The sequence below is a fragment of the Roseibacterium elongatum DSM 19469 genome (assembly GCF_000590925.1).
GTDB classification, from domain to species: domain Bacteria; phylum Pseudomonadota; class Alphaproteobacteria; order Rhodobacterales; family Rhodobacteraceae; genus Roseibacterium; species Roseibacterium elongatum.
The window spans coordinates 2,870,278-2,896,270 of sequence record NZ_CP004372.1 but is presented as its reverse complement, the minus strand read 5'-3'; the positions used below and the strand labels follow the sequence as shown (position 1 = coordinate 2,896,270).

The following is a 25,993-nucleotide window of genomic DNA, read 5'->3' as shown; positions in this document are numbered from 1 at the left end:
GATGCCCGTTGCCTATTGGATCGCCCATGTGACCGTCAGCGACGAGGAGGCCTATGGCCGCTACGCCGCGCTGGCAACGCAGGCCATCACCGCGCATGGGGGGGAGTTCCTCGCCCGGGGCGGCGCGGCCATCCAGAAGGAAGGCCGCGCCCATCCGCGCAACGTGGTGGCGCGGTTCCCGAGCCTCGAGGCGGCCAATGCCTGCTACGAGAGCGCGACCTACCAGGAGGCGCTGAGCCATGCCAAGGGCGCGTCGGAGCGTGACCTGGTGCTGGTGGAAGGCATCGACTGAGGGATTGCGCCGTCTGCGACGTCGCCCGGGCAAGCGCCTCGGGGGGCCTTGAGCCCCCCTCGGCGCTGGTGCCTCCGGCGGGAGTTTTTCGACCAAGATGAAAGGGCCCAGTCAGCGCCCGATATAGCGATCCTTGCGGTGGTTGGTGGCGACGATCAGATTGGTCACCACAGCGCCGAGGAGCGACCAGCCGACCAGCACCGGATCGAGCACGAAGGCGGCAGCGGCGAAAAGCGCGGCGTCGAAGCCCAGCTGGACCCAGCCCGCCTGAAGGCCCGCGCGGTCCTGCAAAAAGAGGGCGAGGATGCCGATCCCGCCGAGCGACGCGCCGTGCCGGAAGAGGACGATCAGGCCCAGGCCGATGCAGCCGCCGGCAAGCAGCGCGCCGAGCGCCGGGTCGAGCCGGTCGAAGGACAAAAGCGCCGGGAAGACGTCGGACAGGATCGAGACGAGCGCCACCGCGATCCCCGTCCTGAGCGTGAAACGCCAGCCCATGCGCAGCACCGCGAGGATGTAGAAGGGCAGGTTCACCACGAAGAACACCGTGCCGAAGGACCAGTCGGTCAGATAGCTGAGCAGCACCGCAAGGCCCGCCGTCTGCCCGGTGACAAGGCCCAGATGGGTGAGGAATTGCAGCCCAAGCGCGCACATGGCCGTGCCAAGCAGGAACGCCTGGGCATCCTCGAGCGGGGAATGGGTCAGGAAGTGCTGCGGTTCGGCCATGGGCTGCCTTGTTTCCGCGCGGCGGCGAAAGCGCAAGGGGCAAATGGCGTGACGCCGGCGCGGCGGACGGGGCCGCTCGGGCGTCCCTTGCCGGGCGTGATCGCGATCGGGGTGCGGGGCGCATGCCGCCGCCCCCCGCACCGCCGTGGCCTCAGCCCGCGAGAGCGTTGGTCAGGTTCTCGTCGATCTTTTCCAGAAAGCCGGTCGTCGTCAGCCATTTCTGGTCGGGGCCGACCAGCAGGGCGAGGTCCTTGGTCATGTCGCCCGCCTCGACGGTTTCGACCACCACGCGTTCCAGCGTTTCGGCGAAGCTCTGCAGCTGGGCATTCCCGTCCAGTTTCGCGCGACGCTTCAGCCCGCCGGTCCAGGCGTAGATCGACGCGATGGAATTGGTCGAGGTCGCCTTGCCCTCCTGGTGCTGGCGGTAGTGGCGGGTGACGGTGCCATGCGCGGCCTCGGCCTCGACGATCTTGCCATCGGGGGTCATCAGCTGGCTGGTCATCAACCCGAGCGAGCCGAAGCCCTGGGCCACGGTGTCGGACTGCACGTCGCCATCGTAATTCTTGCAGGCCCAGACGAAACCGCCGTTCCATTTCATCGCGCAGGCGACCATGTCGTCGATCAGGCGATGTTCGTACCAGATGCCCGCCGCCTTGAACCGGTCTTCGAACTCCTGCTCGAAGACCTGCTGGAAAAGCTGCAGGAACTGCCCGTCATATTGCTTGAGGATGGTGTTCTTGGTCGAGAGATAGAGCGGCCAGCCCATGTTCAGTGCGTAGTTCATCGAGGCGCGGGCGAAATCGCGGATCGAGTCGTCGAGGTTGTACATCCCCATGAACACGCCCGAGGCGGGGGCGTCATAGACCTCGTGCTCGATCACGGTGCCGTCTTCGCCGACGAATTTCATCGACAGTTTGCCGGGGCCGGGAAATTTCATGTCGGTGGCGCGATACTGGTCGCCGAACGCGTGGCGGCCGATCACGATGGGTTTGGTCCAGCCGGGCACGAGGCGCGGCACATTGCGGCAGATGATCGGCGCGCGGAACACGACGCCGCCCAGGATGTTGCGAATCGTGCCGTTGGGGCTGCGCCACATCTTCTTGAGGCCGAATTCCTCGACGCGGGCCTCGTCGGGGGTGATCGTGGCGCATTTGACGGCGACGCCGACCTCCTTCGTCTTTTCGGCGGCGTCGATGGTGATCTGGTCGTTCGTGTCGTCCCGCGCCTCGATCCCGAGATCGTAGTAGAGCAGATCGACATCCAAATAGGGCAGGATCAGCTTGTCCTTGATGAAGGCCCAGATGATGCGGGTCATCTCGTCGCCATCCATCTCGACAATGGGGTTTTCGACCTTGATCTTGGTCATCTTGTGCCTCGTCCGGTGCTGGGGTTCGCGCCGTCTTTAGCGGATGATCGGGGTGGAGGAAAGTACTGTATGCCGTCGCATACCTAAAATATTTCCGCATGGCTTAGGGCCGGTTTGACCGGCTGGGGGTCAGTCCTGCGGCTTGGCCGTATGGCTGGCCATCTTGCGGGCCAGCAGGCGGCGTGCGCGCTGTTCGGCCAGGCGCACGCGCACGAAGGTGCGGAACATTTCCTCGGTCGTGGGCGACGAGGTGCCGAGCGCGCGGGCGATCTCGTCGATCAGTTGCTCATCCCCAGTTTCCTCGCTGGCCTTGATGACGTCCTGCGCCAGCTTGTCGGCAAGGGCTTCGGTGATGGCACTCATGGGCAGTGATCCCTCAGCGTGTCGACTCGGTCAGACGACGCTTCACATAGGTTTGCACGGTCTCGATCATCGGGTCCATGTAGGGATCCTCGAAGAAGTGGCCGGCACCTTCCATCTCTTCGTGGGTGATGGTGATGCCCTTCTGTTCGTGCAGCTTGTCCACGAGGATGCGGGTATCCTGCGGCTTGGCGAAGCGGTCGGCCGAGCCGTTGATGATCAGCCCCGAGGACGGGCAGGGCGCGAGAAACGAGAAATCGTACATGTTCGCGGGCGGCGAGACGCTGATGAAGCCCGTGATCTCGGGCCGCCGCATGAGCAGCTGCATCCCGATCCATGCCCCGAAAGAGAACCCTGCGACCCAGCAATGCTTGGCATTGGGGTTCATTGATTGCAGGTAATCCAGCGCCGAGGCGGCATCGGACAATTCGCCGACGCCCTGGTCATATTCGCCCTGGCTGCGCCCCACGCCGCGAAAGTTGAAGCGCAACACGGTAAAGCCGATCTCGTGAAAGGCGTAATGCAGGTTGTAGACGACCCGGTTGTTCATCGTGCCGCCGAATTGCGGGTGCGGGTGCAGGATGATGGCGATCGGGGCGTCCTTGACCTTTTGCGGGTGATAACGGCCTTCGAGCCGACCCTCGGGGCCGGGAAAAATCACCTCGGGCATCAAGTTCTCCCTCGTGCGGGGCGTGGCCCGGACCCTGTCACCTTGACGAGGCGGCCGCCGCTCCCTTAAACCACAGCATATGCAGGCCCTGTCGCGATGCCGCGGGCCTTTGCATGTCGCAGTTAAGCGTGACGGACCAAAAGGTCAATGATCGCGGGAGGTTCGCGCGCCAAACGCGCCGGCCATCACGGAGGGTAGGGCGATGAAGCTGTCCACCAAGGGGCGGTACGCGATGGTGGCGATGGTCGACCTTGCCCTGCAGGACCCCGACAGCCTCAGCCCGCTGTCCGAGATTTCGCGGCGACAGGACATTTCCCTGCCGTATCTCGAGCAGTTGTTCGTCAAGCTGCGGCGCGCGGGGCTGGTGGCCTCGGTGCGCGGGCCGGGCGGGGGGTATCGCCTGGCGTTGCCCCCGGCCGAGATCCGCGCGGTCGACATTTTCGCCGCCGTCGATGAAACGGTCAGCGCGATGCACAAGGGGGCCGGGGCCTCGGGCGGGGTGTCGGGCAGCCGGGCGCAAAGCATGACCAACCGCCTGTGGGAGGGGCTGAGCGCCCATGTCTACGTGTTCCTGCACCAGACGCGTCTGTCGGATGTGGTGCGCAACGACCTGACCCCATGTCCGGCCGTGCCGCATCTTTTCGAAGTCGTGGACGACGTTTAGGCCCATATCCGGTCTGGCACCGGCGGCCGTCGCTTCCTAAATGAGGGGCAGGGCGGCAGCAAGCCGTCGTGAAGGACGGCGCAGATGGGCCGCATCTACCTGGATCATAACGCGACCATGCCGCTGCGCCCACAGGCGCGCGCGGCCATGCTCGAAGCGATGGACCTCGTGGGAAATCCCAGTTCGGTCCATGCCGAAGGGCGCGCCGCCAAGGCGATGATGGAACGCGCGCGCAGCCGGATTGCCCAGGCCATCGGGGCGCAGTCCGCCGATATCGTCTTTGTCTCGGGCGCGACCGAGGCCGCCGCCCTGGCCTTGGCGGGGCGGGGGGTGCATGGCGCGGGGATCGAGCATGACGCCGTTCGCGCCTGGATCGCCGAGGATTTGCCGGTGGCCGCCAATGGGCGGGTCACGGTGGACGATCCGGCGCGCAGCACCTTGCAGGCCGCCAATTCCGAAACCGGCATCCTGCAGGATCTGCCCGCGGGCCTGGCGGTCAGCGATTGGACGCAAGCCTTTGGCAAGATCCCCCTCGCCTTTGACTGGTCGGGCATCGATATGGCCCTGATCTCGGCCCACAAGATCGGCGGCCCCAAGGGAATCGGTGCGCTGATCCTGCGGCGGGGCCTGGACGTCGCGGCCCGGATCAAGGGCGGCGGACAGGAGATGGGGCGCCGCAGCGGGACCGAGAACCTGATCGGCATTGCAGGATTTGGCGGTGCGGCCGAGGCCGCCATACAAGATCTTGAGAACGGCCTGTGCGAGCGGCTGGACAAACTTAGAAATATTCTAGAAAGTGCTCTGGACCTTCCGACAAGAGAGACTATTTTTGTCGGACAAGAGAGCCCGCGTCTGCCCAACACCTCGTGCATCGTCACGCCGGGATGGAAGGGCGAGACGCAGGTGATGCAGATGGATCTGGCCGGTTTCGCGATTTCAGCGGGGTCGGCCTGTTCCTCGGGCAAAGTCAGATCGAGCGCGGTTCTGCGCGCGATGGGGCTGACCGACGCAGAGGCGGATTGCGCGATCCGCGTCTCGCTCGGGCCCGATACGACCGAGGCAGAGGTTCTGGCCTTTGCCGAGGCCTGGCTGGGGGCGCATGCGCGCTTTCGCCGGCGTGCGGGATAGCCCCGGGCGCCATGACGGTCGGGCCGCCGAACAGGGCAGGGTCGCCGCTGCGGCCCTGAGGAAACGAGGCGGTCCGGGCCGCAACGACGAGAGACGAAGAACAACGCTGGCCGGCCGGTGCCGCCGGCCCATCGGAGGTATCCATGACCGCACTTGAGACCGAAGTCAAAGAAGGCGTCGAGCGGGAAACGGTCGAGGCCGTCCAGGCCCTTGGTGGCAAGTACAAATACGGTTGGGAAACCGAGATCGAGATGGATTACGCTCCCAAGGGCGTGAACGAGGACATCGTGCGTCTGATCTCGGAAAAAAACGGCGAGCCGGAATGGATGACCGACTGGCGGCTGCAGGCGTTCAAGCGCTGGAAAAAGATGGACGAGCCCGACTGGGCGATGGTGAACTACCCGCCCATCGACTACCAGGACCAGTATTATTACGCCTCGCCCAAGTCGTTCGCGGAAAAGCCCAAGTCGCTGGACGAGGTCGACCCCGAACTGCTGCGCACCTATGAAAAGCTGGGCATCCCGCTGAAGGAACAGATGATCCTGGCCGGTGTCGAGGGTGCCGAGGAAACCCCGTCCGAGGGCCGCAAGGTGGCCGTGGACGCGGTGTTCGACAGCGTCTCGGTGGGGACCACCTTCAAGAAGGAACTGGCCGAGGCAGGCGTGATCTTCTGCTCGATCTCCGAGGCGATCAAGGACCACCCCGAACTGGTCAAGAAATACCTCGGCTCGGTCGTGCCGATCTCGGACAATTTCTTTGCCACGCTCAACAGCGCCGTCTTCTCGGATGGCTCGTTCGTCTACGTGCCGCCGGGCGTGCGCTGCCCGATGGAGCTGTCCACCTATTTCCGCATCAACGCCGAAAACACCGGCCAGTTCGAGCGCACGCTGATCATCGCCGACAAGGGCAGCTATGTCTCGTACCTCGAAGGGTGCACCGCGCCGATGCGCGACACGCATCAGCTGCACGCGGCTGTGGTCGAGCTGGTCGCGCTTGAAGATGCCGAGATCAAGTATTCGACCGTCCAGAACTGGTATCCGGGCGACGAGAACGGCAAGGGCGGCATCTACAACTTTGTCACCAAGCGCGCCGATTGCCGCGGCGATCGGTCCAAGGTGATGTGGACGCAGGTTGAAACCGGCTCGGCGGTGACGTGGAAATACCCGTCCTGCATCCTGCGCGGCGATGACAGCCAGGGCGAGTTTTACTCGATCGCCATCGCCAACAACATGCAGCAGGCCGATACCGGCACCAAGATGGTGCATCTGGGCAAGAACACCAAATCGCGCATCGTGTCCAAGGGGATCAGCGCGGGCAAGGCGCAGAACACCTATCGCGGGCTTGTGTCGATGCACCCCAAGGCCAGCAACAGCCGCAACTACACCCAGTGTGACAGCCTGCTGATCGGCGACAAATGCGGGGCCCACACGGTGCCCTATATCGAGGTCAAGAACAACACCAGCCGGGTCGAGCACGAGGCGACGACATCCAAGGTCGATGACGACCAGATGTTCTATTGCCGCCAGCGCGGCATGGACGAGGAAGAGGCCGTCGCCCTGGTCGTAAACGGGTTCTGCCGCGAGGTGTTGCAGGCGCTGCCGATGGAATTCGCCATGGAAGCGCAGCAGCTTGTCGCGATTTCGCTGGAAGGATCGGTGGGCTGACGCCCGCCGCCCGCGGTCAACGGAGTGAGACCATGATCACCACCACCACGCCCGGCATCGATGGGCGCCAGATCGTCGAGTACAAGGGCATCGTCGTGGGCGAGGCCATTCTCGGCGCCAATGTCTTCCGCGATCTCTTTGCCGGGATCACCGACATCATCGGCGGCCGGTCCGGCGCCTACGAGCAGGAACTGGGACGCGCCCGCGAGACGGCCTTGCAGGAAATGCAGGATCGCGCCCGCGACATCGGCGGCACCGCCGTTGTCGGCGTCGATCTGGATTACGAAGTGATCAACAACATGCTGATGGTGTCGGCCAGCGGTACGGCCGTGGTTTTGGCTTGAGGCGATGGAGATACACCGATGAAGAAAAATGCATTCCGCAGGATTAACGTGTCGCAGCGCGCCATCACCGATCACGTCAAATCCCTGATCCGCAGCATGGACATGAGCCTTGACGCGGGACGCGTGCACGCTGTCGTGCGCGTGCCGCAAGGTGACCCGGCGCGCCAGCGTGACGCCAGCCCCGAGGCGCTTGCCCGCGACCGGGCCGCACGCCGACTACGCTAGGCCCGAGGCTCAGGGCCGACCTCCGAATATTCAGACACCGCAACCGCGCAGGACGCCGCGGCAGGCGAGGAGAAAAAAATGCTCGATATCAAGAACCTGCACGTTAAACTCGAAGAAGAGGACAAGCAGATCCTCAAGGGTGTCGATCTGACGGTCGAGGCCGGCAAGGTGCACGCCATCATGGGGCCGAACGGCTCGGGCAAGTCGACGCTCAGCTACGTGATGTCGGGCCGCGACGGCTACGAGGTGACAGACGGATCGGCGACGCTGGACGGCGAGGACATCCTCGAGATGGAGCCCGAGGAACGCGCCGCCGCCGGACTGTTCCTGGCGTTCCAGTACCCGGTCGAGATCCCCGGCGTGGGCAACATGACCTTTCTGCGCACGGCGCTAACGCGCAGCGCAAGGCACGCGGCGAAGACGAGATCAGCGCCGGCGATTTCCTCAAGCTGGTGCGCGAAAAGGCCAAGACCCTCAAGATCGATGCCGACATGCTCAAGCGTCCGGTCAATGTCGGGTTCTCGGGGGGCGAGAAAAAGCGCAATGAAATCCTGCAGATGGCCATCCTCGAGCCGACCATGTGCATCCTGGACGAGACCGACTCGGGCCTTGACGTGGATGCGATGAAACTGGTGGCCGATGGCGTGAACGCGCTGCGCGACGAGGGCCGCGCGTTTCTTGTCATCACGCATTACCAGCGGCTGCTGGATCATATCAAACCCGATGTCGTGCACATCATGGCAGACGGCCGCATCGTGAAGACCGGCGGCCCGGAACTGGCGCTCGAGGTCGAGCATAACGGCTATGCCGACATCCTTGGGGAGGTGGCGTAATGGCGCTGGCCCAAGTCAAACAGGATCTGACCGAGGCGCGGCTGGCCACCCTGTCGATGCCAGAGGGCGAGGCGAACTGGGCGCGCGACGCGCGTGCGGCGGCCGTTGCGCGCGTGCGTACCACGGGCCTGCCGACCCGGCGGGACGAATACTGGCGGTTCACCCGGCCCGACAGCCTGACGCAGGCCGAGCCCGACCGCGCCGCCGTGTTCGATGCGGGCGACGAGGCGCCGCTGTTCGACGGGGTCGCGGCGCTGAAGATCGTGTTCGTGGATGGCGTCTTTGACGCTGCGCAATCGGATGATCTCGATCTCGAGGGCGTCGAGATTGCCCGCCTGTCCGAGGTGATGGCCAAGGATATCCATTGGAGCCGCGATCAATACGGCGTTCTGGAAACCCGCGGGCAGGATCCGGTGGCGCGCCCCCTTGCGGCACTCAACACCGCCTTTGCCACGGATGGGGTCGTGATCCGCGCGACGGGCAAGGTCGCGCGGCCGATCCATCTGGTCTATCTGCATGCCGCCGAGACCTCCGACGCGATCCTGCATCACCTCGTCAAGGTGGACGAGGGCGCGGATGTGACCGTGCTGGAGACCGGCCCGGCGGCGGCGCGTTTCAACAAATGCATGGAGATCGAGGTGGCCGATGGCGCGGCCTTTCACCATGTGCGGGCCCAGGGGCGCGACCATGAACGCCGCGCGGCCACGCATATGTTCGCCCGCGTCGGGCGCGAGGCGGTCTACAAATCCTTCACCCTGACCGCCAATGGCGTGATGACCCGCAACGAGCATGTCGTCGAGATGGTCGGCGACGACTCGCTGGCCCATGTCGCGGGCGCGGCGATGGGCGATGGCGCCTCGGGCGCGTTTCACCATGACGACACGGTCTTCATCACCCACGACGCCGAGCGCTGCGAAAGCCGGCAGGTTTTCAAGAAGGTGCTTCGCAACGGTGCCGAAGGGGTGTTCCAGGGCAAGATCCTGGTAAAGGAAGGCGCGCAGAAGACCGACGGCTACCAGATCAGCCAGGCGCTGCTGCTGGACGAGGACAGCTCGTTCCAGGGCAAGCCCGAGCTTGAAATCTACGCCGACGATGTGCAGTGTTCGCACGGATCGACCACCGGGGCGCTGGATGAAACGGCGCTCTACTATCTGCGGTCGCGCGGCGTGCCCGCGGCGCAAGCGGCCGATCTGCTGGTGCTGGCCTTTCTGGCCGAGGCGATCGACGAGATCGACGACGAGCGCCTGCAGGACGACATTCGTGGGCGGCTGGACAGCTGGCTGGAGCGGCGGCGGCAGGGGTGATCGCATGAGCCTGACGGGCGATATCGTGGCCACATGGCGCCGTCCACGGCAGGTCATGCGCAAGCTGCTGGATATGGGCCAGCGGGAGGATAGGGCGCTGTTCTTCCTGATGCTGGCCTGCGGGCTGATCTTTGTCTCGCAATGGCCGCTCCTCTCGCGGCAGGCCTATCTGGACCCGTCCGTGCCGCTGGATGCGCGGATCGGCGGGGCGCTGTTTGCTTGGATTCTCTGGATGCCGATCTTTGCCTATCTGCTGGCCGCGCTCAGCCACCTGATCGCCATCCCGCTCGGCGGTCGGGGCAGTTGGTACGCCGCGCGTCTCGCCCTTTTCTGGAGCCTGCTTTGCGCGACACCGGCCTGGCTGCTTTACGGGCTGGTGGCGGGCTTTGTCGGGCCGGGGCCGGCCGAAACGGTGACGGGTGGCATTCTGGTCGTGGTTTTCCTTACCTTCTGGGGGTGTGACCCTGCGCGAAGCGGAAACAGCCCCTGCGTCGGAGACGCCCACATGACGGATCTGCAACGGCTGGGCCGCCTTGTGCGGCTGGCACGTGATACGGTGGCCAACCCGCGCGAGGGGGCCGTCACCCTGCTGTCCTTTGCCCCGCCGGCACAGGCGCTGTGGCTGATGTTCGCCATCGTCGTGGTGATCTCGTTGATGCTGGGCGAGGTCGTGGCGCTGCTGGCCGGTCTGCCGGGCGACGGGCCGTTGACGGGCCCGCTGCAGAACTCGGCCATCTCGCTGGGTCTGGTGCAGGCGGGGTTCCTGTTTCTCATGGCCCATGCGATGCACAAGATCGGGCGGGCCTTTGGCGGCACCGGCCAGTTTCAGGAGGCCCTCTTGCTGGTCGTCTGGCTGCAATTCATCTTCAATCTGCTGCAGCTGGTGCAAATCGGCGCCCTGCTGGTCATTCCGCCGATCGCGGGGCTGATCACGATCCTGGCGATCATGCTGTTCTTCTGGCTGCTGGTGAATTTCGTGAGCGTTCTGCACGGCTTCACCTCGCTCGGGATGGTCTTTGCCGTGACCGTCTTTTCGGGCTTTGCCATCCTCTTCGCGCTCAGCCTGATCCTGACCATGCTGGGCCTTGCGACCGTTCCGACCGGAGCACCGACATGACTTACGACATCGACGCCATCCGGGCCGATTTCCCGATCCTCGCGCGCGAGGTGAACGGCAAGCCATTGGTCTATCTCGACAACGGCGCCTCGGCGCAGAAGCCGCAGGTCGTCATCGACGCCATCACGCAGGCCTATGCGATGGAATATGCCAATGTGCATCGCGGGCTGCATTATCTGTCGAATCTCGCCACCGAGAAATACGAGGGCGTGCGCGGCACCATCGCGCGCTTTCTGGGCGTCGGGGACGAGGACGAGATCGTTTTCACCTCGGGCACGACCGAGGGGATCAACCTGGTCGCCTATGGATGGGCCATGCCGCATCTGCAGGCGGGTGACGAGATCATCCTGAGCGTGGCCGAACATCACGCCAATATCGTGCCGTGGCACTTCCTGCGCGAGCGGCAGGGCGTAATCCTGAAATGGGTGGATGTGGACGCCAATGGCGATCTCGACCCGCAGGCGGTGATCGACGCCATGGGCCCGCGCACGCGGTTGGTGGCCCTGTCGCATATGTCGAATGTGCTGGGCACGGTGTTCGACGTGAAACCGGTGATCGACGCGGCCCACTGCCCGTGGCATCCGCGTGCTGATCGACGGCTCTCAGGCCGCGGTCCACATGCCGGTGGACCTTGATGCGCTTGGTGCGGATTTCTACGCGATCACCGGCCACAAGCTTTACGGGCCGTCGGGATCGGGCGCCATCCACATCCGGGCCGAGGTGATGGATGAGATGCGCCCCTTCATCGGCGGCGGCGACATGATCCGCGAGGTCAGCAAGGACGCGGTCGTCTATAACGACCCCCCGATGAAGTTCGAGGCCGGCACACCGGGCATCGTGCAACAGATCGGTCTGGGCGTCGCGCTGGAGTACATGATGGGCGTGGGGATGGAGAACATCGCCGCCCATGAACGCCACCTGACACAGTACGCGCGCCAACGTCTGGATGGGCTGAACTGGCTGCAAGTGCAGGGGAAATCCGCGTCCAAGGGGGCGATTTTCTCGTTCACCATCGACGGGGCTGGGCACCCGCATGACATCTCGACCGTGCTGGACAAGCGCGGCATCGCGGTACGGGCGGGGCAGCATTGCGCCGGCCCGCTGATGGAGCATATGGGCGTGAACGCCACCTGTCGCGCGAGTTTCGGCATGTACAACACCACGGCCGAGGTGGATGCGCTGGTTGACGCGCTGGAGCTGTGTCACGAGCTGTTCGCCTGAATTTTCAGCATTCGGCACGGTCTGAAAGCGACATCGTAACGTCGCTTGTGGAACAATCGCGATCCGCCTGCTATCCCTGCTGCAACCGTAGCAACCATAGGGGATGGCCATGAATGCGCTGACCAATGCCGACGAAATTTCCGAGATCGCCTTTGGCTTCATGGGGTCCAAGGCGCTTTTCGCGGCGTTGGAGCACGGGGTCTTCACCAGTCTCGCGGGCGGCGCGTCGGATGCAGCCTCGGTAGCCAAGGCCAGCGATCTTGATACGGATCGGGCGGAAACCCTATTGACCGCGCTGGCGGGGCTGGGCCTTGTCGTGCCGCAAGGGCAGGGGCAGTTCGTCAATTCCCCGGCGGCCGAGGCGTTTCTGGTGAAAGGCGCGAAATACGATTTCGGCGATTACCTGCGCCTTCAGGTCGGGCGGCAGATGTATGGCCTGCTGGATCAGATCGACGATGCCCTGACAGGGGCCCTGCCCGAAGAGGCCACGGCCTCGTATGCCGAATGGTTCGCCGACCCGGACGAGGCACGCCTCTATTCCGAAAGTCAGCATTCAGGGTCGCTGGGGCCGGCACGGCAGTTGATCAAGCGGCTGGACCTGTCGCAGGCGACGCGCCTGCTGGATGTGGGTGGCGGCACCGGAGCGTTCGCCATCACCCTGTGCGAGGCCAATCCCGGTCTGAGCGCCACCATCGTCGATTTCCCGACTGTCGCGGCGCTGGGTCGGAGCTACGTCCAAAAGGCCGGCCTGTCGGATCGCATCAGCTATATCGAGGGCAACGCGCTGGAAACCGATTGGCCGGGCGGGCAGGACGTGATCCTGATGTCCTATCTGTTTTCCGGCGTTCCGGGCGTCACCCATGACGGGTTGATCCGCGCCGCGATGGAGCGGCTCAATCCCGGCGGCCTGTTGCTGATCCATGACTTCGTCGTGCATGCCGACCGGACGGGGCCGAAACTGGCCGCGCTCTGGCAATTGCAGCACACCGCCTTTACCCCGCGCGCCCGCTCGTTGGACGAGGGGTGGCTCGTCTCGGCGCTGGATCGCGGCGGGTTCGAAGATGTGACCGTATCCGAGATGATCCCCGAGATGACGATGCTGGCCGAGGCCCGCAAACCTGCCTAGTCGGATCGTCCGATCAACCGGTCGATGGGCGCATAGTCATCGGTCAGGATCTGCCCGCGGACACTGGCCAGTTGCGCGACCAGACCGTCAGCCAAAGCGCCAAAGCGCATGCGGTCGGGGGCCGGCACCGTGAAGCTGGCGACCTCGGTCGGGGCCGCACCGCCCACGACCACGAAGACCATGCGGCTGCCCGGCACGGGCTGCACCTGGTGGGTCCAGACCTCGACCACGGGAAAGACCGTCCGCATCGTGGCCACGATCGAGGACAGGGCATAAAGCCGATCCTCGTAATCGATCACGTTCATCAGAAAACTGCCGCCCGCGCGCAACCGGTCGGCGGCCAATTGAAAGAACTCCTGCGTGACGAGATGCACGGGGACGACGACATCGGTAAAAGCATCGCCGATGATGATGTCGTAGCGGTCGTCGGGCCGGGTCAGCAGGGCGCGGCGGCCATCCTCGTGCAGGATTGTGGCGGTGTCGGGATCGAACCAGAACGCCTGCCGCGCCAAGTCGGTGACGGCCGGGTCGATCTCGGCCACCGTAATGTCGCCGGTGCCCGCCGCGGCAAAGGCGCGGGGCACGGCATAATTGCCGCCGCCGATGTGAAAGCTGGTGAAGTCGGCCCGCCCGGCGCGCCGCATCGACAATTCGTCCAGCATGGCCGTGTGCTCGGTGAATTGCACCTCGGGCAGGTCGCGCGCGCTGATCCCGTGGGCGAGGTGGTCGATCACCATGAGATGCACGGGCCGGTCGGGATTGGCCGACAGGTCCTCGACCCGCAGGCAGAAATACCGGCTTTCCACGTCGCAGGGCGCGGGCGCGGCCAGGGCAAGGCCGCTCACCCCCACCGCGCCCAGTCCCGCGACAACAGCCAGCGGCAGCCTGCGGGACCGCGCCAGCCAGAAAAACAGCAGCCCCGACAGCACGTAGACAAAGGTAACCACCACCAGCGTCAGCGCCGAGCCCAGCCACGAGATGAAGACGAACCCCGCCAGCAGGGTCCCCGCGATGGCCCCCACGGCCCCCGAGGCGAACATCGCCCCCAGCGCCGGGCCCGAGCGTTCGGCGGTGGTGACGGCGATCTGGGCCAGGACCGGGGCCGGCACCCCGGCGAAAAAAGGACGGCAGGAAAAAAGGCGATCATGGTCAGGGCGGTGATGCCGCTCACGGGGTCTTGCAGCGCGCCGAGCACCGGCCCGGCCACGGCGGGCAGGATCAGGATGGCCCCGGCGGTGGTGCCCGCGGCGGCCAACAACGCGCCCCCCGTCCAGGCCAGCGCCGCATTGGCGGGCTTTTCCGCCAGGCGCCCGCCCCACCAGTGACCCGCCGAAAACCCCGCCAGCACGACGGCGATCACCGAGGTCCAGGTGTAAAGTGACATGCCGACATGCGGCGCCAGCATGCGTCCGGCCACGATTTCCACCACCAGAGAGGCCGCCGAAATGCCCCCTTGCAAGATCACCAGCAGCCAGAGCGGCGTTGCGCGCGTCATGACCTGTCCTCCTCCCGTTCGCCTGTGCATCCAAGACCAGGCGACGGGCCAAGGCAAGCGCCAGCGTACCGGGCGATTTCCGCGGCATGGGCCATTGCAGCGATTTCCGCAATCGCCTATACGGCAAAGCGTGGCACCCGTAGCTCAGCTGGATAGAGCGCTGCCCTCCGAAGGCAGAGGCCATAGGTTCGAATCCTATCGGGTGCGCCATCTTACCCCTTTACGGCCAACAAAATAAGGAACCTTGGCAGACTGCCGATTTTCTACGTGCCATCCGGCGGGCCATCCTGAAAACGGTTCAATCCGAAGGCTCCCTCGCCAATTCGCGAGGCAGCGTCACTGACAGCAGGGCGTGGGCGTATGATGCGCGGAAGCCTCTCAGACAAGCAGGCGGCTATAGAGCGTCTTGTGAGGGCCATAGGCTAGCGGCGCATCCCCACCATCGTAAGCCATTGCGATTGATGAAGATAATGCCGCTCAACACGCGCCGGTCATCGACACGTGGTTTGCCGTGGGACTTCGGGAAAAAGGGTTAGAGGCGCGCCATCTGCGTGTCCGTGAGCCAGAAAAGACCAGACATGTTCACCGCTTGGTTTCGAACCGTGAATCACGTCCTAATGCGGAAATCAATGGGTCCTCAGCCTGCAGTCATCAGCGCCAACTATTGGCGGCGTCCTTGAATTTCAATTTGACGGTCACTTTCCAAAACAAATTCCGTTTGGGAAAGACCCGAAATCGTCATTCCGAAATTGACCAGACAGTGACGTCTACGTCTCGTTCAGTCCTGCTGTCGGGCTCGGTCAGCGCCAAGTGGACGTGATTGGCCTGCTCGCGGGATGGAAAGACCCGAAACGCCGCGCTGCCCCCGGTGTCGGTGAACAGGGTCACGAAAGACCCGTCGATGAAGATGTCGAACATCTGTGTTTCGGCGGGCAGCGTTGCCCAGAGCGTATCGGACCGACTGTGCGGCGTGAGCGAAGATCTGGAAAAGTCGAGCGACAGGCGCTGGTCTTCTGGATACCAGGTCAGGATCGTGGCCTCCTCCAGGTCCGCGGTGGCCCGCAGGGCGATGCGGATCGGTGAGAGATTGTCCAGATCGAGATCCAACCGCACACGGCCATGGTCGAGGTCGCTGGCGACGCTTTGCCACTCCGGGCCCACGGTGGCCGCCGATTGCGCCGGCGCATCGAAAAGCGTCCCGATATCGGGCATCGGATCTTGGCACAATCGGTCGTCGCCCTCGCAGAGCGACACGATCCGGGGCAGGCCGAAGCCGTGAATCCAGCCTGCTTCCAGCCGTTCCTCGCCAGTGCGGTTCTCCTCGGGCACTACGCCAACGGCAACGTGCGAGCTTTCGTTGTAGCGTGCAAAGGTATGCGCCAGTTGGGTGCGAAACAGGTCCAGCAATTGCGGTTGCGGGTCTTGAGGGGTGAAGCGTGTGCCGTCCCAGTCGCCCAGCCAGTATTGTGTACGCGCCGGCGCTCCCGGTTGCACGGTCGTCACGAAAAGGGCCCATTGATCGCCGATCGGGAAAAGCTTGGGCAGTTCCCAGTATTCACCGAAACGCTCCACCTCGCCGATGTCGAGGGGGCCGTCGAAACGCCAATCGATCAGATCCTCCGACCGGAAAGACAGGATCTCGGGGCGTTGCCGATCGGCCGTGCCCGACCCGATCAGCATCAGCCAGCCGTCTTCCTGCCGCAGGATGAACGGATCGCGCATGTCTTGGTATCCGGCCGGCGTCGACGTGATCACGGGGTTCTGCGGGCTTTTGTTCAGACCCTCCCCCTCGTCCTGCGCCAGCCCGACCGAGGCCCATTGGCCATTCACACCGGTATAAAGTGCCGTGATGACCCCATTGGGCCCTTCGAAGGTGTCGCCGACCCAGACGCCCTGGCTGTCAGCGCCCGGTGTCGGCCACAGCGCTTGGGGGCGCGGTTCCCATGTCAGCAGGTCGTCGCTAACCAGATGCCCCCATTGCATGAGGTCCCACCAAGGCCCGTTCGGATTTGCCTGGTAGAAGAGGTGCCATTCCCCATCGCTGCGGAAAAAAGCGTGCGGCTCATTCGTCCAGCCAGCGGGTGGAACAGGGTGAAAGAGCGGCCGGTTCGGATCGTCGTCGAGGCGGGTGCGGGCGATGGACAGATCGGGCGCAGCGGCGGGCGGTTCGGCTACCTGCCGTGACGCGCCGATGCGGATATCGTCCATCAAACCGTTGAAATGTCCGGTGGGGAACGTGCCGTCCATCAAGGGTGCATCGGGATTGCGGCCGATAACGACCTCCGGGCCCGGCGACACTCCATCGCCCAACGCGTGACCCTGCTGCGCGACCGTCTCGCCGTTGAGGGTCAGGCGGATGGTCTCGGCATCGACGGTAACGGCGACCGTGTTCCATTCGAAAAGACGTACCGGGGTGTCGGATACAAGTTGAAGCGGCTCATCGTCGGGGTTGTGGAAACGCACCATCGGGTAGCCCCAGCGGTTCATGTCCAGACGCAACGTGGTGTCGCCGACTAGATGCACCAGACCGGCGGTATTGGGCGAATGGGATCGCGGCGCAATGACGGCCGATACGGTAAAGGGCAGGGCGGGCGGATCCGTCCGGCCCGTGACTTGCGTCGAATAACCATCGAAGTCGAAGGCTTGCCCCGTCACGCCGGGTTTGAATTCGACCGGGTGATAGGGCGAGATCACGCGACGTTCACTCAGGCCCGTATCACCGTCGAAATCGATCACCAAGTCATCGGCCTGCGCGGGCAGGGTGCCCAGCAGCAGGCCGGCGGACAGGACGAGGGTGCGCATCATTCCGACCCGGACAGCGCGGTGTCGGGCGCTGCAAGCAGCGTCGACCGTGCGTCGTTCAGCCCGATCCGCACCAGCGGGGCGGGCGCACCGATGAATTCCCGTTCGCTGTCGGGGTCGCTGGCAAACCCGTAGGGCGTGTTCACGTAGCTCATCACCTGCCCGTCCGGCAGCACGAGGTAGGAATAGGTCTGGTTCGGCGCGGCGGTTGGATTGCCCATGACCAGTCCCGAGCCATTCATCGCGGTGAAGGTGCCGCGGATGTCGCCATCGGCGTTGTAGAACCCGTAGAGCCCTTCGGGTCCGCTCAGACCATCGGCGAAGGTGAAGCTGTGGGTCGAGAAAAAGACGTAGAGCCCGTCATCACGCACGACCACATGCGGGCGCTCCAGTTGCGAGGAGACGCCGGGGGCTGCGATGATCGGGCGTTGCAGCGTCCAGGTGCCGTCGATCTTTTCGGCCAGACCGACAACGCCGTTGAACGGATCCGGCATGCCGGCGCCATTGGCGGTGAACAGGATGTATTCGCGTCCTGTCTCTTCATCCAGCCAATAGTGCGGGTCGCGCATGCCGTAGATGACGCTGCCGGGAACGTAGGCGGCCTCGGTGACGTAGATCTCACCATCGGCCTCCAGGATCATCTGGTGCTCGCCGAAATCGGAAAAAGAAACCCCGGTATCGCCGGCTGAGAGGGAAGCGGTCACCAGTGCCATGCGCTGTTCCGTGTTGGGGCGACCCGCGCCGGGGTGGCTGGTGCCCAACGCACGGGGCGGTTCGTCGGCTTCGAGGCTTTCGGCATCAAGCGCGCCGACGGCGGTGTAGTAGAAGGTGATCTGGTTGCTGTCAGGGTCATAGATCGTCGATCCGGCCCATTGACGTGATCCCAACGCCTCTGTGCGCTCGAAAATCACGCCGCCGGGCGTCCATTCACCGTCGCGCGTGTACCAGTAACGCCAGGTCGACCGCGTGTAGAAAGGGTAGTCTGACCCCGCATCCGTTTCGCTGGACAAGCCCACCATGACGACCCAATCGTCTATCATGGCGACTGCGCCGTCGGGGGTGCGAACGGGCCATGCGTCCCAAACGTAGACGCCTTCCTCGAACGGGGCGGTGTCGGGGATCAGGTAAGGAAACGTGTTGCCGGCATTCAGCGCGATCCCGGACGCGGCCGCTGCGGACCATTCCGAGACATAGGTGCCGTTGAAGGTGAATGCCTCGGGCGTTTGCAGGGCGTCGGGGATGTCGCTGTTGGAAAAGTCGACTTCGCCGCTGGCCGCCGAGCCGACACTGCCGGAGGTGGCGGCCGCAGGTGCGGCTTCGGCCGGTTGCTCGTCCGCGCCGGGCGACGCGAGCGCGGGCGCGGCAATGAGGCTGAGAAGAACAGGGGCGACAAATGTCTTGGGCAGCATGACAGCAATCCTCGTGTAATAGATTGCTAGTCCAACGCCGTATATGCCGACTGGTTCCGGCTAAGGGTCTGCCAGATGCCCGGCGCAACCCTCGAAATCGGCCCGCCAAGCTAGGAAAACACCGCCCCTTTCGAAGTCGCATCGCCGCGCCCAGTCCGCGTGCTGCGGAACGCGCTGAGACCGGCCAAAGTCACCAAACAAACAGGGTCCAAGCTTTTTTCGAACGCCATGAGCCGATTGAAAATCGTCCTAGCCATCGCGGGGGCCCCCGTCGTCCTGATCGGGCTGATCTCGACCAAGATCGACCGTGGGCCGCTGTCGTCACCGTTCATCGCGCTCGGGGCGGGGGTGGCTTTTGGCCCTGTCGCCGTCGGGCGGATGGAACCTTCGGCGTGAAGTCATCCCGACGCCATCCTCACACAGGCCGCTTGGCTGACTTTGGCGGTGTCGGTCATGGGCATTGCCCTGCGTACACCTGTTGAGGATTGCCGCCGGTTCGCGCGTCCGGTCGCGATCCGTCTCACCTTCGGCATGGTGCTGTTGTGGGCAATCTCTTCGCGGCTGGGGTAGAGCGTGGGGTCATGTGGGCATTGAGGGCGCGACGAAAGGCGCCGGGATGGGCCCGGCACCGATCCGGCCTTGCCCGTCAAGGGGCGCGGCATGCCTCAGTAGACATCGTCGCTGAGGATTTCGATCTGGTGGCCCTCGCCGGCGTCGAAGAGCACGCGGAACGTGTCGCCGGGCTTGTCAAAGACGAACTCGCTGTTTTCGTCCAGCGCGGCGTCGATCGCGACATTGCCGCCGGCGTCATAGACAACCATCCGCACACCCGAGGTCGAGGAGCCATCCGAGAAGCCGCCTTCGCACAGCACGGTGCCGTCGCCATTGTCGTAGCAGGCGCAGATCGGCGTGTGGGCGGCGACCGACCCGGCCGAGAGGACGAGGAAGGGAAGGGCGAAGAGGGGACGCAAAGACATTGTGAACTCCTACTTGTGGGTGTCGGTATCGGTTTTGGGTTGGGTGAAGGATGTGGCCACCGGACAGGGGCCGGTCTGCGTCGTGGCGCAGCCTGTGCAATCGCCGCAGCCACCGCCCGATTTGAAGCGTTTGCGCTTTTTCACGACGCCGCGGACCAGATAGGCCAGGGCCAGGGCCGAGAGAAACAGGATCAGCGCTGTGTCCGGCAGGTGCCCGCTGGTCTCGGCGGCGAGGTCGATAGTCGGGTTGGTCATGGGGCCACGTCCTCGATGTCGGGGGTGCCTCGGCGTCTGAGATCGGGCAGCCATGGCTTTGGCAGCGCCACCAGCAGCAGCAGCGCGAAGGTGCCCAGCCAGACCGCCGTCATCGCCTCGAGCCCTGACAGGTCAAGCGCGCTGGCACCCTGGAAGACGGCAGAGGCCACGACAAGGCCGAGAATGGTGGGAAAGATGATCGAGAAGGTCATCCAACCCGTCGACTGCGTCTGCACCCGCACCATGATCACCGTGGCCAGACAGGGCGGATAGAGCGCGAAGAACAGCATCAGTGCCACCGCCGACAGGGCCGTGCGCCCCTCGGCGCGCTGTTGGTCGCCCATGCGATCCTCGAGCGCGCGGTTCTCGCCCTCTTCCTGGTCGAACAGCACGCCCAGGGTCGCGACTGAGCTTTCGCGCGCGGCAAACGAGGCCAGAAGCGCGATATTGATGCGCCAGTCGAAATCGGCGAATTGCGTCACCGGTTCCAGTCCGCGCCCGACATGGCCGAGGAAACTGCTTTCGATGCGCTCGGATTGCATCTCGCGGCGCAGCGTGTTGCGCGCATTGGCCAGGTCGCGCATGGCGGCAAAGGCGGTGCGGTCCGCATCCGCGCGGGACCGCAGCACGAAGGGCGCGACATTCGGGTGATCGTCGCGCACCCCCTGGTCCAGCGCCTCGGCCGCCGCGCGGCTGGCGGCGTTCAGGCGGCGCGCCTTGTAGGTGCTGTGGACGTTGATGAGGGCGATCAACTCATCCGGCGTATCGACCGCGGCCAGATGGGGGGAGCCCTCGAGCGTGGCGTAGAACTCGGCGATGGCCGCCTCGCCGCGGCTCTGGTACTCGGCCATGCGCTCGGACGGAACGCCCGGAAATTGCAGCAGCACGAAGATCACCACCGCGATGGCCACCACCACGGTGCCGACCTTCTTGATATACATCCAGGTCCGGTCCACCGCGCGGCGCGCCACGCCGGTGACGGTCGGCATGTGATAGCTGGGCAGTTCCATCACGAAAGGCGCCGTGGGCTGCGCCGCCAGCACCGAGGAGGTCAGAAGCTTGGCCACCAACAGCGCGGCCAGCACCGTGATGGTCGACAGGTAGAACAGCATCAGCCCCTTGGCGTCGGGAAAGTAGATGTTGATCAACAGCGTATAGAGCGGGATCTTGGCCATGCAGTTCATGAAGGGCACGGTCAGGATCGTGGCCAGCCGGGCGCGGGCATCGGGAATGCCCTTGGTCGCCATCACGCCGGGGACCGCGCACCCCCCGGCAAAGACGCCGCCCAGGATGAAAGGCAGCGTCGATTGCCCATGCAGGCCAAAGCGATGCAGGATCCGGTCGAGGATGAAGGCGATGCGCGCCATGTAGCCCGAATCCTCCAATATCGCGATCAGCGCGAAGAGGATCAGGAAGATCGGCACATAGTTGAGCAGAGTATTGATCGAATCGACGATCCACAGCCCCAGCGAGCGGATCTGCGGATCGACGAGGAACCCGGCATCGGGCAGGACACTGGCGGCCATGTTGCGCAAACCTGCCAGCACGGGCCACGTCACCTTGGTCAGCTCATAGCCCTGCACGATCGACAGCTGGTAGATCACCCAGATCGTCGCCATCAGGAAGAGCGGCGCGAAGACGCGGTTGAGCAGCACCCGGTCGATCCGCTCGGAAACCGAGATCATGCCGTGTCGCGTGTCGGTCACGCAATCGCGCAGGATTTCGGCGGCATGGCGGTCGCGAGTGGCGCTGATATGGTCCCCGGCGCTCAGGCCCTCGACCCGCTCGAACCGGGCGCGCATCCCTTCGGCGTCCTGCAGCAGGTCGGTCTGACCCAGGCGGCCGGCGCGGCCGATGGCCTCGGCGTCATCCTCGAGCAGTTTCACGGCATGCCAGCGCGCCATGCGGCCATCGAGGCCGGGGATCGCGGCAAGCCGCGCGTGCAGCGCCGCGACATCGTCTTCCAGCGGGCCGTAATTCAGGGTCGCGGGCACGGCCTGCGGGCCTTGCGCGGCCTCGGCGATGGCGTCGCGCAAATCCTGCCCGCCCTTGCCCGCGCGTCCCACCATCGGCACCACCGGCGCGTTCAGCCGCCGCGACAGGGCGGGCAGGTCGATTTCGAGCCCGCGGCGCGCGGCGGCATCCATCATGTTCAGCGCCACGACGACCCGAAACCCCATCTCCATCAGCTGAAAGGTCAGCGGCAGCGAGCGGCGCAGGTTCGTGGCGTCGATCACGTTGACGACGACATCGGGCGGATCCTCGAGCAGGACCTGACGCGAGACGCGCTCTTCGGGGGAGAAGGCCGACAGGCTGTAGGCGCCGGGCAGGTCGGTCACCTGATAGCGGCGCTCCTCGAACATGTAGGCGCCCGATTTCTTGTCGACCGTTACGCCCGGATAGTTGGCGATGTGCTGCTGCAGACCTGTCAGGATGTTGAAAATCGTCGACTTCCCGCAATTCTGCTGCCCGGCCAGGGCAACGCCGTATGGGCGGGTGTCAGTCATCGCTCACCTCGACATGGCGCGCCTCGGTGCGGCGCAGGGCGATGAAGGTGTCGCCGACCTGAACCTCGACTGGGTCGTAAAGGGGCGCATTGCGCAAGACCTTGATCTCGCGCCCCGGCTGAAAGCCGAGGTCGAGCAGACGCTGCCGTGCGGGGCCGCAACCATGCAGCCGGCGCACGGTGCAGATGGCGGGCGGGGCCATCTGATCGAGGCTTCGCGCGCCACCCGCACACACCCCGCCCGAGCCGCAGGGGCCATGGCCCCCCTGACGATGCCGGTGCCTGCGTCTGTGCCGCCAGCCATATCCCTTGATCATCGCGCTTGTCCTTTTGTCTGTCCGGGGCACGGGGTCGGCCCCCGCGCGCCCCGGACGCATGCGGCCGCTGACGGCTCACTCCATGTCGTAGGCCCGGATCCAGATCACCGCGTCCTGGCTAAGCTCAGCGCCCTCGTGCTCGGTCTCGGGGCCGGCGCCGAGCGCGGCGAAGCCCCAGAACCCGGCGCGCGGCACGCCGAAGGTGAACACGCCGTTCGCGTCGGTCAGGGCCACGATGGCCCCGCCCGGCATCGGCTGGGCGGTGGCTTCGCCGGCGCTGAAGGTCTCCATGTCGGGTTCTGCGGCGAGGTACTCGATCTCAATTTCGGCGCCCGGCACCGGCTCGCCATCCGACAGAAGCTGCGCCGAAAAGGTCGAGCCCGCGATCACGTTGTAGGGGCGGTTCAGCGGCACGAATTCCGTCGGCAGGCCCACCGGTTCGCTCCAATCCGTGGGGATGCCGCCCTTGTTGAGATAGACCGTGGTCAATTGCTGGATGTAGATGCCCTCGGCCTCTTCGAAATAGGGCTCGGGCACCAGGGCCACCGTGTAGTCGCCATTGCGCCGCACGGGCAGGGTCGCCTGAAAGGCGGCGGCCGAGTTATGCGCCCCAGTAAAGGTGACGGGGGTCAGACTGTCCGAGATGTCGACCCGCTCGCCACGAAAGACGTAGAACACCTCCTGCGGCGTGCCCATGTCCATGGCGTGCCCGTTCTCGTGCGGGTGCCAGAAGGTCAGCAGCAAGGGCATCTCGCCGGGCGATGTCGGGTTGGCCTCGGGGTTGTAGATCAGTTGGAAATGCGCCGCGGCCGGATTGGCCAGGGCAAGGGCCGCCAGCGTGGCGCTCAGCAGACGTTTCATTGGACAGTACTCCGCATGTGATGTCCGGGCAGATACGGTTCTGCCCAATCGAAAGGTGGCTTCAGCACAGGCTGTGGCGTGGTGACGACCCGAAAGTCCGAGTTATTCCGTCAAGAATTGCTAAATCGCAGAAAGCCCCCTTGATTCCTTGATTTGGATCAAGCCGGAAAAAGAATATGGCCCGCATGACCGCCTGCCCCGGCGTCAACACCGATGACGGTCAGGGGCAGGTCATGGGGTAGGGCCGGCGCCCCGGCATGGCGAAAGCCGGCACGCGCCAGCCGCTGCGCCGCGCGCCGGATCGCGATGGTTTTCGGGTGGGGCCGGCCGCGCCGAAGCCTCATGCGCCAAGACACGCGGACAGGCGCAAGACTGGGGGCGGGTCGATCGCCCGCCGGTCAGGCGGCGGGACGCAGGCCCAGAAGCGCCCGCGCCTGCGCGACGGTGGCGACGGGCCGCGCGTAGCGCTCGCACAGCTCGACCGCGCGGGCCACCAGCACCGCGTTCGATGGGGCGAGGGTGTCTTTGTCCAGACGGACATTGTCTTCCAGCCCCGTGCGCGCATGTCCGCCTGCGGCAATCGACCAGTCGTTGACCTCGATCTGGTGACGGCCGATCCCGGCGGCGCACCATTCGCTGTCAGGCAGAAGGCGCTGCATGGTGTCGACATAGAAATCGAACACGCGTTTGTCGGCCGGCATGGCATTTTTCACGCCCATGACGAACTGCACATAGGTCCGGGGCGCAAGGCGTCCGTCGGCCTGCATCTTGGCGGCTTGGAAAATATGACTGAGATCAAAGGCTTCGATCTCGGGCTTGATGTCATACTTGAGCATCTCGGCGGCCAGCCAATCGACCAGATCGGGCGGGTTCTCGTACACGCGGGTCGGAAAATTGTTCGAGCCCACGGTCAGCGAGGCCATGTCCGGCCCGAGCGGCAGCATGCCGCCGCGTTCCGCACCGGCCCCCGACCGGCCCCCGGTCGAAAACTGCACGATCATGCCGGGGCAGTGTTTCGTCAGCTCTTCCTGCAGCCGGGCAAAGCGCTCGGGGTCCGAGGTCGGGGTGCCATCCTCCTGGCGGACATGGGCGTGGCAGATCGTGGCGCCGGCCTCGAAGGCGGCCTGGGTCGACTCCACCTGTTCCGCGATGGTGATGGGAACGGCGGGGTTGTCCTCCTTGCGGGGCACCGATCCGGTGATGGCGACGCAGATGATGCAGGGTTTCGACACGGCGCGCACGGTCCTTCTTGCTGTGACTTGCAGGGGCGGTGGGCCGAATCCGGCGCGCGCCCGTCCATCCTTGGTCCCCGATTGCGCGACGGGAGGCAAGCGGCCGCTGGATCGAAAAAGCCTGTTTTGCGCCGCCGGATTTGCCCCTAGAAGGTCGGCCATGGGTATTTTGACCGTCACGCTGAACCCCGCGCTGGATCTGGAAACGGAAACGCCCCGGCTGGTGCCGGGACAGAAGCTGCGCTGTGCCGCGCCGCGCCGCGATCCGGGTGGCGGCGGCATCAATGTCTCGCGCGCGATCGCCATTCTGGGCGGTCGGGCCGATGCGGCCATTGCGGTGGCCGGGCCAATCGGGGCGGGGCTGGTGCAACAGCTGGAGGGGCAGGGGATTCGCGTGCATCATCTGCCCGCCCCCGGCGAGACCCGGCAGAACCTGTCGGTGATCGAAACCGAGACGGGGCAGCAGTTCCGCTTCATCTTTCCGGGGCCGGATTGGGGCCCCGAGGATGTCACCCGCCTGCTGGTGGCCTTGCCTGGGCTGGCCTTGGCGGGGGATTTCGTCGTCCTGTCGGGGTCGTTGCCGCCCGGTGTCGACGCGCAGGTTCTTGTCGATCTGGCGCGTGTACTGACCGACCGGGGGGTGCGGGTGATCGCGGACACCTCCGGCCCGGCCCTTGCGGCGCTGGCGGGGGCGGGTCTGAACCTGGCGATGTTGCGGATGGACAGCGCCGAGGCCGAGGACCTGCTGTCGCGCGAACTGTCCCATCACAGCGACAGCGCCCGTACGGCCGAGGGGTTGGTGCGCGCCGGCGCGGCCGAGATCGTCATTCTTGCACGTGGTGCGGAGGGGTCGGTTCTGGTGTCGTCCGAGGGGCGGTGGTTCGCCCCGGCGGCGGATGTGCCGGTGGCCTCGGTCACCGGGGCGGGCGACAGTTTCGTGGCCGGGGCCGTGCTGGCCCTGTCGCGCGGGCAGCCCTTGCCCGAGGTGCTGCAATGCGGCGTGGCCGCGGCAAGTTCGGCGGTGACCACCGCGGCGACCGAGCTGTGCGACCGCGCGACCTACGAGCGTCTCTTGCCGCTCTGTGCCGCGCGGCCGGTCTGA

At 65.2% G+C, this 25,993-nt stretch carries 26 protein-coding genes, 1 tRNA gene and 4 pseudogenes; 14 read left to right on the top strand and 17 right to left on the bottom strand.

The window, feature by feature from the left end; translation table 11 throughout:
• Position 1: 1 nt before the first annotated feature.
• The gene (locus ROSELON_RS14130; protein WP_025312988.1) at positions 2 to 292 is read left to right on the top strand and encodes a DUF1330 domain-containing protein; all 291 of its coding nucleotides are present in this window, start codon (positions 2 to 4) and stop codon (positions 290 to 292) included.
• Positions 293 to 403: 111 nt separating this feature from the next.
• Here ROSELON_RS14130 and ROSELON_RS14125 read toward each other — a convergent pair whose 3' ends face one another.
• The 4 genes from ROSELON_RS14125 to ROSELON_RS14110 all read right to left on the bottom strand — a co-directional run bounded on the left by ROSELON_RS14125 (position 404) and on the right by ROSELON_RS14110 (position 3,411).
• Positions 404 to 1,015 carry a YitT family protein gene (locus ROSELON_RS14125; RefSeq protein ID WP_025312987.1) on the bottom strand — a complete coding sequence of 204 codons (612 nt, stop codon included), beginning with the start codon at positions 1,013 to 1,015 and terminating at the stop codon, positions 404 to 406.
• Between the two features lie 151 nt (positions 1,016 to 1,166).
• Positions 1,167 to 2,381 carry an NADP-dependent isocitrate dehydrogenase gene (locus tag ROSELON_RS14120; RefSeq protein ID WP_025312986.1) on the bottom strand — a complete coding sequence of 405 codons (1,215 nt, stop codon included), beginning with the start codon at positions 2,379 to 2,381 and terminating at the stop codon, positions 1,167 to 1,169.
• A gap of 129 nt (positions 2,382 to 2,510) precedes the next feature.
• On the bottom strand, positions 2,511 to 2,744 hold the full coding sequence (locus tag ROSELON_RS14115) for a hypothetical protein (RefSeq protein ID WP_025312985.1): 234 nt from the start codon (positions 2,742 to 2,744) through the stop codon (positions 2,511 to 2,513).
• A 13-nt stretch (positions 2,745 to 2,757) separates the two neighbouring features.
• Entirely contained in the window at positions 2,758 to 3,411 is a 654-nt protein-coding gene (locus tag ROSELON_RS14110; protein WP_025312984.1) for an alpha/beta hydrolase, read from the bottom strand.
• A gap of 202 nt (positions 3,412 to 3,613) precedes the next feature.
• On the opposite strand from ROSELON_RS14110, the gene ROSELON_RS14105 reads away from it, so the two are divergent.
• The 5 genes from ROSELON_RS14105 to ROSELON_RS14085 all read left to right on the top strand — a co-directional run bounded on the left by ROSELON_RS14105 (position 3,614) and on the right by ROSELON_RS14085 (position 7,436).
• The gene (locus tag ROSELON_RS14105; RefSeq protein WP_025312983.1) at positions 3,614 to 4,075 is read left to right on the top strand and encodes a Fe-S cluster assembly transcriptional regulator IscR; all 462 of its coding nucleotides are present in this window, start codon (positions 3,614 to 3,616) and stop codon (positions 4,073 to 4,075) included.
• A gap of 84 nt (positions 4,076 to 4,159) precedes the next feature.
• On the top strand, positions 4,160 to 5,203 hold the full coding sequence (locus ROSELON_RS14100) for a cysteine desulfurase family protein (RefSeq protein WP_038650457.1): 1,044 nt from the start codon (positions 4,160 to 4,162) through the stop codon (positions 5,201 to 5,203).
• Between the two features lie 143 nt (positions 5,204 to 5,346).
• Complete coding sequence (gene sufB / locus ROSELON_RS14095; RefSeq protein WP_025312980.1) at positions 5,347 to 6,867, top strand: Fe-S cluster assembly protein SufB; 1,521 nt, start codon at positions 5,347 to 5,349, stop codon at positions 6,865 to 6,867.
• A 32-nt stretch (positions 6,868 to 6,899) separates the two neighbouring features.
• A complete protein-coding gene (locus ROSELON_RS14090) occupies positions 6,900 to 7,211 on the top strand; it encodes a heavy metal-binding domain-containing protein (RefSeq protein WP_025312979.1) in 312 nt (103 codons plus the stop codon).
• Between the two features lie 18 nt (positions 7,212 to 7,229).
• Complete coding sequence (locus ROSELON_RS14085) at positions 7,230 to 7,436, top strand: hypothetical protein (protein WP_025312978.1); 207 nt, start codon at positions 7,230 to 7,232, stop codon at positions 7,434 to 7,436.
• Between the two features lie 30 nt (positions 7,437 to 7,466).
• On the opposite strand, the gene ROSELON_RS18825 is transcribed toward ROSELON_RS14085, so the two are convergent.
• Positions 7,467 to 7,610, bottom strand: coding sequence for a hypothetical protein (locus tag ROSELON_RS18825; protein ID WP_245605466.1), 144 nt, complete (start codon positions 7,608 to 7,610; stop codon positions 7,467 to 7,469).
• Here ROSELON_RS18825 and sufC point away from each other — a divergent pair.
• From sufC to ROSELON_RS14060, 5 genes and pseudogenes are all read left to right on the top strand, one after another.
• Positions 7,566 to 8,269: pseudogene (sufC, locus tag ROSELON_RS14080) on the top strand (Fe-S cluster assembly ATPase SufC). The gene ROSELON_RS18825 and the pseudogene sufC sit on opposite strands and share 45 nt — an antisense overlap.
• Positions 8,269 to 9,573, top strand: a complete 1,305-nt coding sequence (gene sufD, locus ROSELON_RS14075; RefSeq protein ID WP_025312977.1) for a Fe-S cluster assembly protein SufD — start codon at positions 8,269 to 8,271, stop codon at positions 9,571 to 9,573. The pseudogene sufC and the gene sufD overlap by 1 nt, the downstream one beginning before the upstream one ends.
• Positions 9,574 to 9,577: 4 nt before the next feature.
• Positions 9,578 to 10,690 carry a Yip1 family protein gene (locus ROSELON_RS19110; protein ID WP_025312976.1) on the top strand — a complete coding sequence of 371 codons (1,113 nt, stop codon included), beginning with the start codon at positions 9,578 to 9,580 and terminating at the stop codon, positions 10,688 to 10,690.
• Positions 10,687 to 11,911, top strand: a pseudogene (locus ROSELON_RS14065) (cysteine desulfurase). The gene ROSELON_RS19110 and the pseudogene ROSELON_RS14065 overlap by 4 nt, the downstream one beginning before the upstream one ends.
• A 109-nt stretch (positions 11,912 to 12,020) precedes the next feature.
• Positions 12,021 to 13,037 carry a methyltransferase gene (locus ROSELON_RS14060; protein WP_025312975.1) on the top strand — a complete coding sequence of 339 codons (1,017 nt, stop codon included), beginning with the start codon at positions 12,021 to 12,023 and terminating at the stop codon, positions 13,035 to 13,037.
• Here the strand turns inward: ROSELON_RS14060 and ROSELON_RS14055 are convergent.
• Positions 13,034 to 14,146: a fused MFS/spermidine synthase gene (locus ROSELON_RS14055; protein WP_038650454.1), complete on the bottom strand. Its 1,113-nt coding sequence runs from the start codon at positions 14,144 to 14,146 to the stop codon at positions 13,034 to 13,036. The two genes, ROSELON_RS14060 and ROSELON_RS14055, sit on opposite strands and share 4 nt — an antisense overlap.
• Positions 14,147 to 14,229: 83 nt before the next feature.
• Positions 14,230 to 14,421, bottom strand: a pseudogene (locus ROSELON_RS18955) (fused MFS/spermidine synthase); the annotation flags it as partial.
• Positions 14,422 to 14,665: 244 nt separating this feature from the next.
• Here ROSELON_RS18955 and ROSELON_RS14050 point away from each other — a divergent pair.
• Positions 14,666 to 14,742 (top strand) — tRNA-Arg (locus ROSELON_RS14050).
• Between the two features lie 180 nt (positions 14,743 to 14,922).
• Here the strand turns inward: ROSELON_RS14050 and ROSELON_RS17880 are convergent.
• From ROSELON_RS17880 to ROSELON_RS14040, 3 genes and pseudogenes are all read right to left on the bottom strand, one after another.
• Positions 14,923 to 15,112, bottom strand: a pseudogene (locus tag ROSELON_RS17880) (transposase); the annotation flags it as partial.
• A gap of 158 nt (positions 15,113 to 15,270) precedes the next feature.
• The gene (locus ROSELON_RS14045) at positions 15,271 to 17,337 is read right to left on the bottom strand and encodes a LamG-like jellyroll fold domain-containing protein (protein ID WP_025312974.1); all 2,067 of its coding nucleotides are present in this window, start codon (positions 17,335 to 17,337) and stop codon (positions 15,271 to 15,273) included.
• Complete coding sequence (locus ROSELON_RS14040; RefSeq protein WP_025312973.1) at positions 17,334 to 18,743, bottom strand: glycoside hydrolase family 68 protein; 1,410 nt, start codon at positions 18,741 to 18,743, stop codon at positions 17,334 to 17,336. The genes ROSELON_RS14045 and ROSELON_RS14040 overlap by 4 nt, the downstream gene beginning before the upstream one ends.
• Before the next feature lie 228 nt (positions 18,744 to 18,971).
• On the opposite strand from ROSELON_RS14040, the gene ROSELON_RS14035 reads away from it, so the two are divergent.
• Positions 18,972 to 19,139 carry a hypothetical protein gene (locus ROSELON_RS14035; RefSeq protein ID WP_156945953.1) on the top strand — a complete coding sequence of 56 codons (168 nt, stop codon included), beginning with the start codon at positions 18,972 to 18,974 and terminating at the stop codon, positions 19,137 to 19,139.
• A 269-nt stretch (positions 19,140 to 19,408) separates the two neighbouring features.
• Here ROSELON_RS14035 and ROSELON_RS14030 read toward each other — a convergent pair whose 3' ends face one another.
• From ROSELON_RS14030 to ROSELON_RS14000, 7 genes are all read right to left on the bottom strand, one after another.
• Positions 19,409 to 19,720: a hypothetical protein gene (locus tag ROSELON_RS14030; protein WP_025312971.1), complete on the bottom strand. Its 312-nt coding sequence runs from the start codon at positions 19,718 to 19,720 to the stop codon at positions 19,409 to 19,411.
• Between the two features lie 9 nt (positions 19,721 to 19,729).
• A complete protein-coding gene (locus ROSELON_RS14025) occupies positions 19,730 to 19,975 on the bottom strand; it encodes a FeoB-associated Cys-rich membrane protein (protein ID WP_025312970.1) in 246 nt (81 codons plus the stop codon).
• A complete protein-coding gene (feoB, locus tag ROSELON_RS14020; protein WP_025312969.1) occupies positions 19,972 to 22,482 on the bottom strand; it encodes a ferrous iron transport protein B in 2,511 nt (836 codons plus the stop codon). The genes ROSELON_RS14025 and feoB overlap by 4 nt, the downstream gene beginning before the upstream one ends.
• The gene (locus ROSELON_RS18530; protein ID WP_217520175.1) at positions 22,475 to 22,798 is read right to left on the bottom strand and encodes a FeoA family protein; all 324 of its coding nucleotides are present in this window, start codon (positions 22,796 to 22,798) and stop codon (positions 22,475 to 22,477) included. Before ROSELON_RS18530 ends, feoB begins: the two co-directional genes overlap by 8 nt.
• A 75-nt stretch (positions 22,799 to 22,873) precedes the next feature.
• Positions 22,874 to 23,659, bottom strand: a complete 786-nt coding sequence (locus ROSELON_RS14010) for a DUF4198 domain-containing protein (RefSeq protein WP_025312967.1) — start codon at positions 23,657 to 23,659, stop codon at positions 22,874 to 22,876.
• Between the two features lie 158 nt (positions 23,660 to 23,817).
• Positions 23,818 to 24,003 carry a hypothetical protein gene (locus tag ROSELON_RS14005; RefSeq protein ID WP_025312966.1) on the bottom strand — a complete coding sequence of 62 codons (186 nt, stop codon included), beginning with the start codon at positions 24,001 to 24,003 and terminating at the stop codon, positions 23,818 to 23,820.
• A gap of 54 nt (positions 24,004 to 24,057) precedes the next feature.
• A complete protein-coding gene (locus ROSELON_RS14000) occupies positions 24,058 to 24,891 on the bottom strand; it encodes a BKACE family enzyme (protein ID WP_025312965.1) in 834 nt (277 codons plus the stop codon).
• 160 nt (positions 24,892 to 25,051) lie between these two features.
• Between ROSELON_RS14000 and ROSELON_RS13995 the strand changes: the two genes are divergently transcribed.
• Positions 25,052 to 25,993, top strand: coding sequence for a 1-phosphofructokinase family hexose kinase (locus ROSELON_RS13995; protein ID WP_025312964.1), 942 nt, complete (start codon positions 25,052 to 25,054; stop codon positions 25,991 to 25,993).

Bases quoted from the DNA above. Each gene is read 5' to 3' on its own strand.
- ROSELON_RS14085 (WP_025312978.1), top strand. From the start codon at position 7,230: ATGAAGAAAAATGCATTCCGCAGGATTAACGTGTCGCAGCGCGCCATC.
- ROSELON_RS14005 (WP_025312966.1), bottom strand. From the start codon at position 24,003: ATGAGGCTTCGGCGCGGCCGGCCCCACCCGAAAACCATCGCGATCCGG.
- ROSELON_RS14105 (WP_025312983.1), top strand. From the start codon at position 3,614: ATGAAGCTGTCCACCAAGGGGCGGTACGCGATGGTGGCGATGGTCGAC.
- ROSELON_RS13995 (WP_025312964.1), top strand. From the start codon at position 25,052: ATGGGTATTTTGACCGTCACGCTGAACCCCGCGCTGGATCTGGAAACG.
- ROSELON_RS14115 (WP_025312985.1), bottom strand. From the start codon at position 2,744: ATGAGTGCCATCACCGAAGCCCTTGCCGACAAGCTGGCGCAGGACGTC.
- ROSELON_RS14040 (WP_025312973.1), bottom strand. From the start codon at position 18,743: ATGCTGCCCAAGACATTTGTCGCCCCTGTTCTTCTCAGCCTCATTGCC.
- ROSELON_RS14030 (WP_025312971.1), bottom strand. From the start codon at position 19,720: ATGTCTTTGCGTCCCCTCTTCGCCCTTCCCTTCCTCGTCCTCTCGGCC.
- ROSELON_RS14125 (WP_025312987.1), bottom strand. From the start codon at position 1,015: ATGGCCGAACCGCAGCACTTCCTGACCCATTCCCCGCTCGAGGATGCC.
- ROSELON_RS14130 (WP_025312988.1), top strand. From the start codon at position 2: ATGCCCGTTGCCTATTGGATCGCCCATGTGACCGTCAGCGACGAGGAG.
- ROSELON_RS14045 (WP_025312974.1), bottom strand. From the start codon at position 17,337: ATGATGCGCACCCTCGTCCTGTCCGCCGGCCTGCTGCTGGGCACCCTG.
- ROSELON_RS14035 (WP_156945953.1), top strand. From the start codon at position 18,972: ATGAGCCGATTGAAAATCGTCCTAGCCATCGCGGGGGCCCCCGTCGTC.
- sufD (WP_025312977.1), top strand. From the start codon at position 8,269: ATGGCGCTGGCCCAAGTCAAACAGGATCTGACCGAGGCGCGGCTGGCC.
- ROSELON_RS14025 (WP_025312970.1), bottom strand. From the start codon at position 19,975: ATGACCAACCCGACTATCGACCTCGCCGCCGAGACCAGCGGGCACCTG.
- ROSELON_RS19110 (WP_025312976.1), top strand. From the start codon at position 9,578: ATGAGCCTGACGGGCGATATCGTGGCCACATGGCGCCGTCCACGGCAG.
- ROSELON_RS14100 (WP_038650457.1), top strand. From the start codon at position 4,160: ATGGGCCGCATCTACCTGGATCATAACGCGACCATGCCGCTGCGCCCA.
- ROSELON_RS14090 (WP_025312979.1), top strand. From the start codon at position 6,900: ATGATCACCACCACCACGCCCGGCATCGATGGGCGCCAGATCGTCGAG.
- ROSELON_RS18530 (WP_217520175.1), bottom strand. From the start codon at position 22,798: ATGATCAAGGGATATGGCTGGCGGCACAGACGCAGGCACCGGCATCGT.
- sufB (WP_025312980.1), top strand. From the start codon at position 5,347: ATGACCGCACTTGAGACCGAAGTCAAAGAAGGCGTCGAGCGGGAAACG.
- feoB (WP_025312969.1), bottom strand. From the start codon at position 22,482: ATGACTGACACCCGCCCATACGGCGTTGCCCTGGCCGGGCAGCAGAAT.
- ROSELON_RS14010 (WP_025312967.1), bottom strand. From the start codon at position 23,659: ATGAAACGTCTGCTGAGCGCCACGCTGGCGGCCCTTGCCCTGGCCAAT.
- ROSELON_RS14110 (WP_025312984.1), bottom strand. From the start codon at position 3,411: ATGCCCGAGGTGATTTTTCCCGGCCCCGAGGGTCGGCTCGAAGGCCGT.
- ROSELON_RS14120 (WP_025312986.1), bottom strand. From the start codon at position 2,381: ATGACCAAGATCAAGGTCGAAAACCCCATTGTCGAGATGGATGGCGAC.
- ROSELON_RS14060 (WP_025312975.1), top strand. From the start codon at position 12,021: ATGAATGCGCTGACCAATGCCGACGAAATTTCCGAGATCGCCTTTGGC.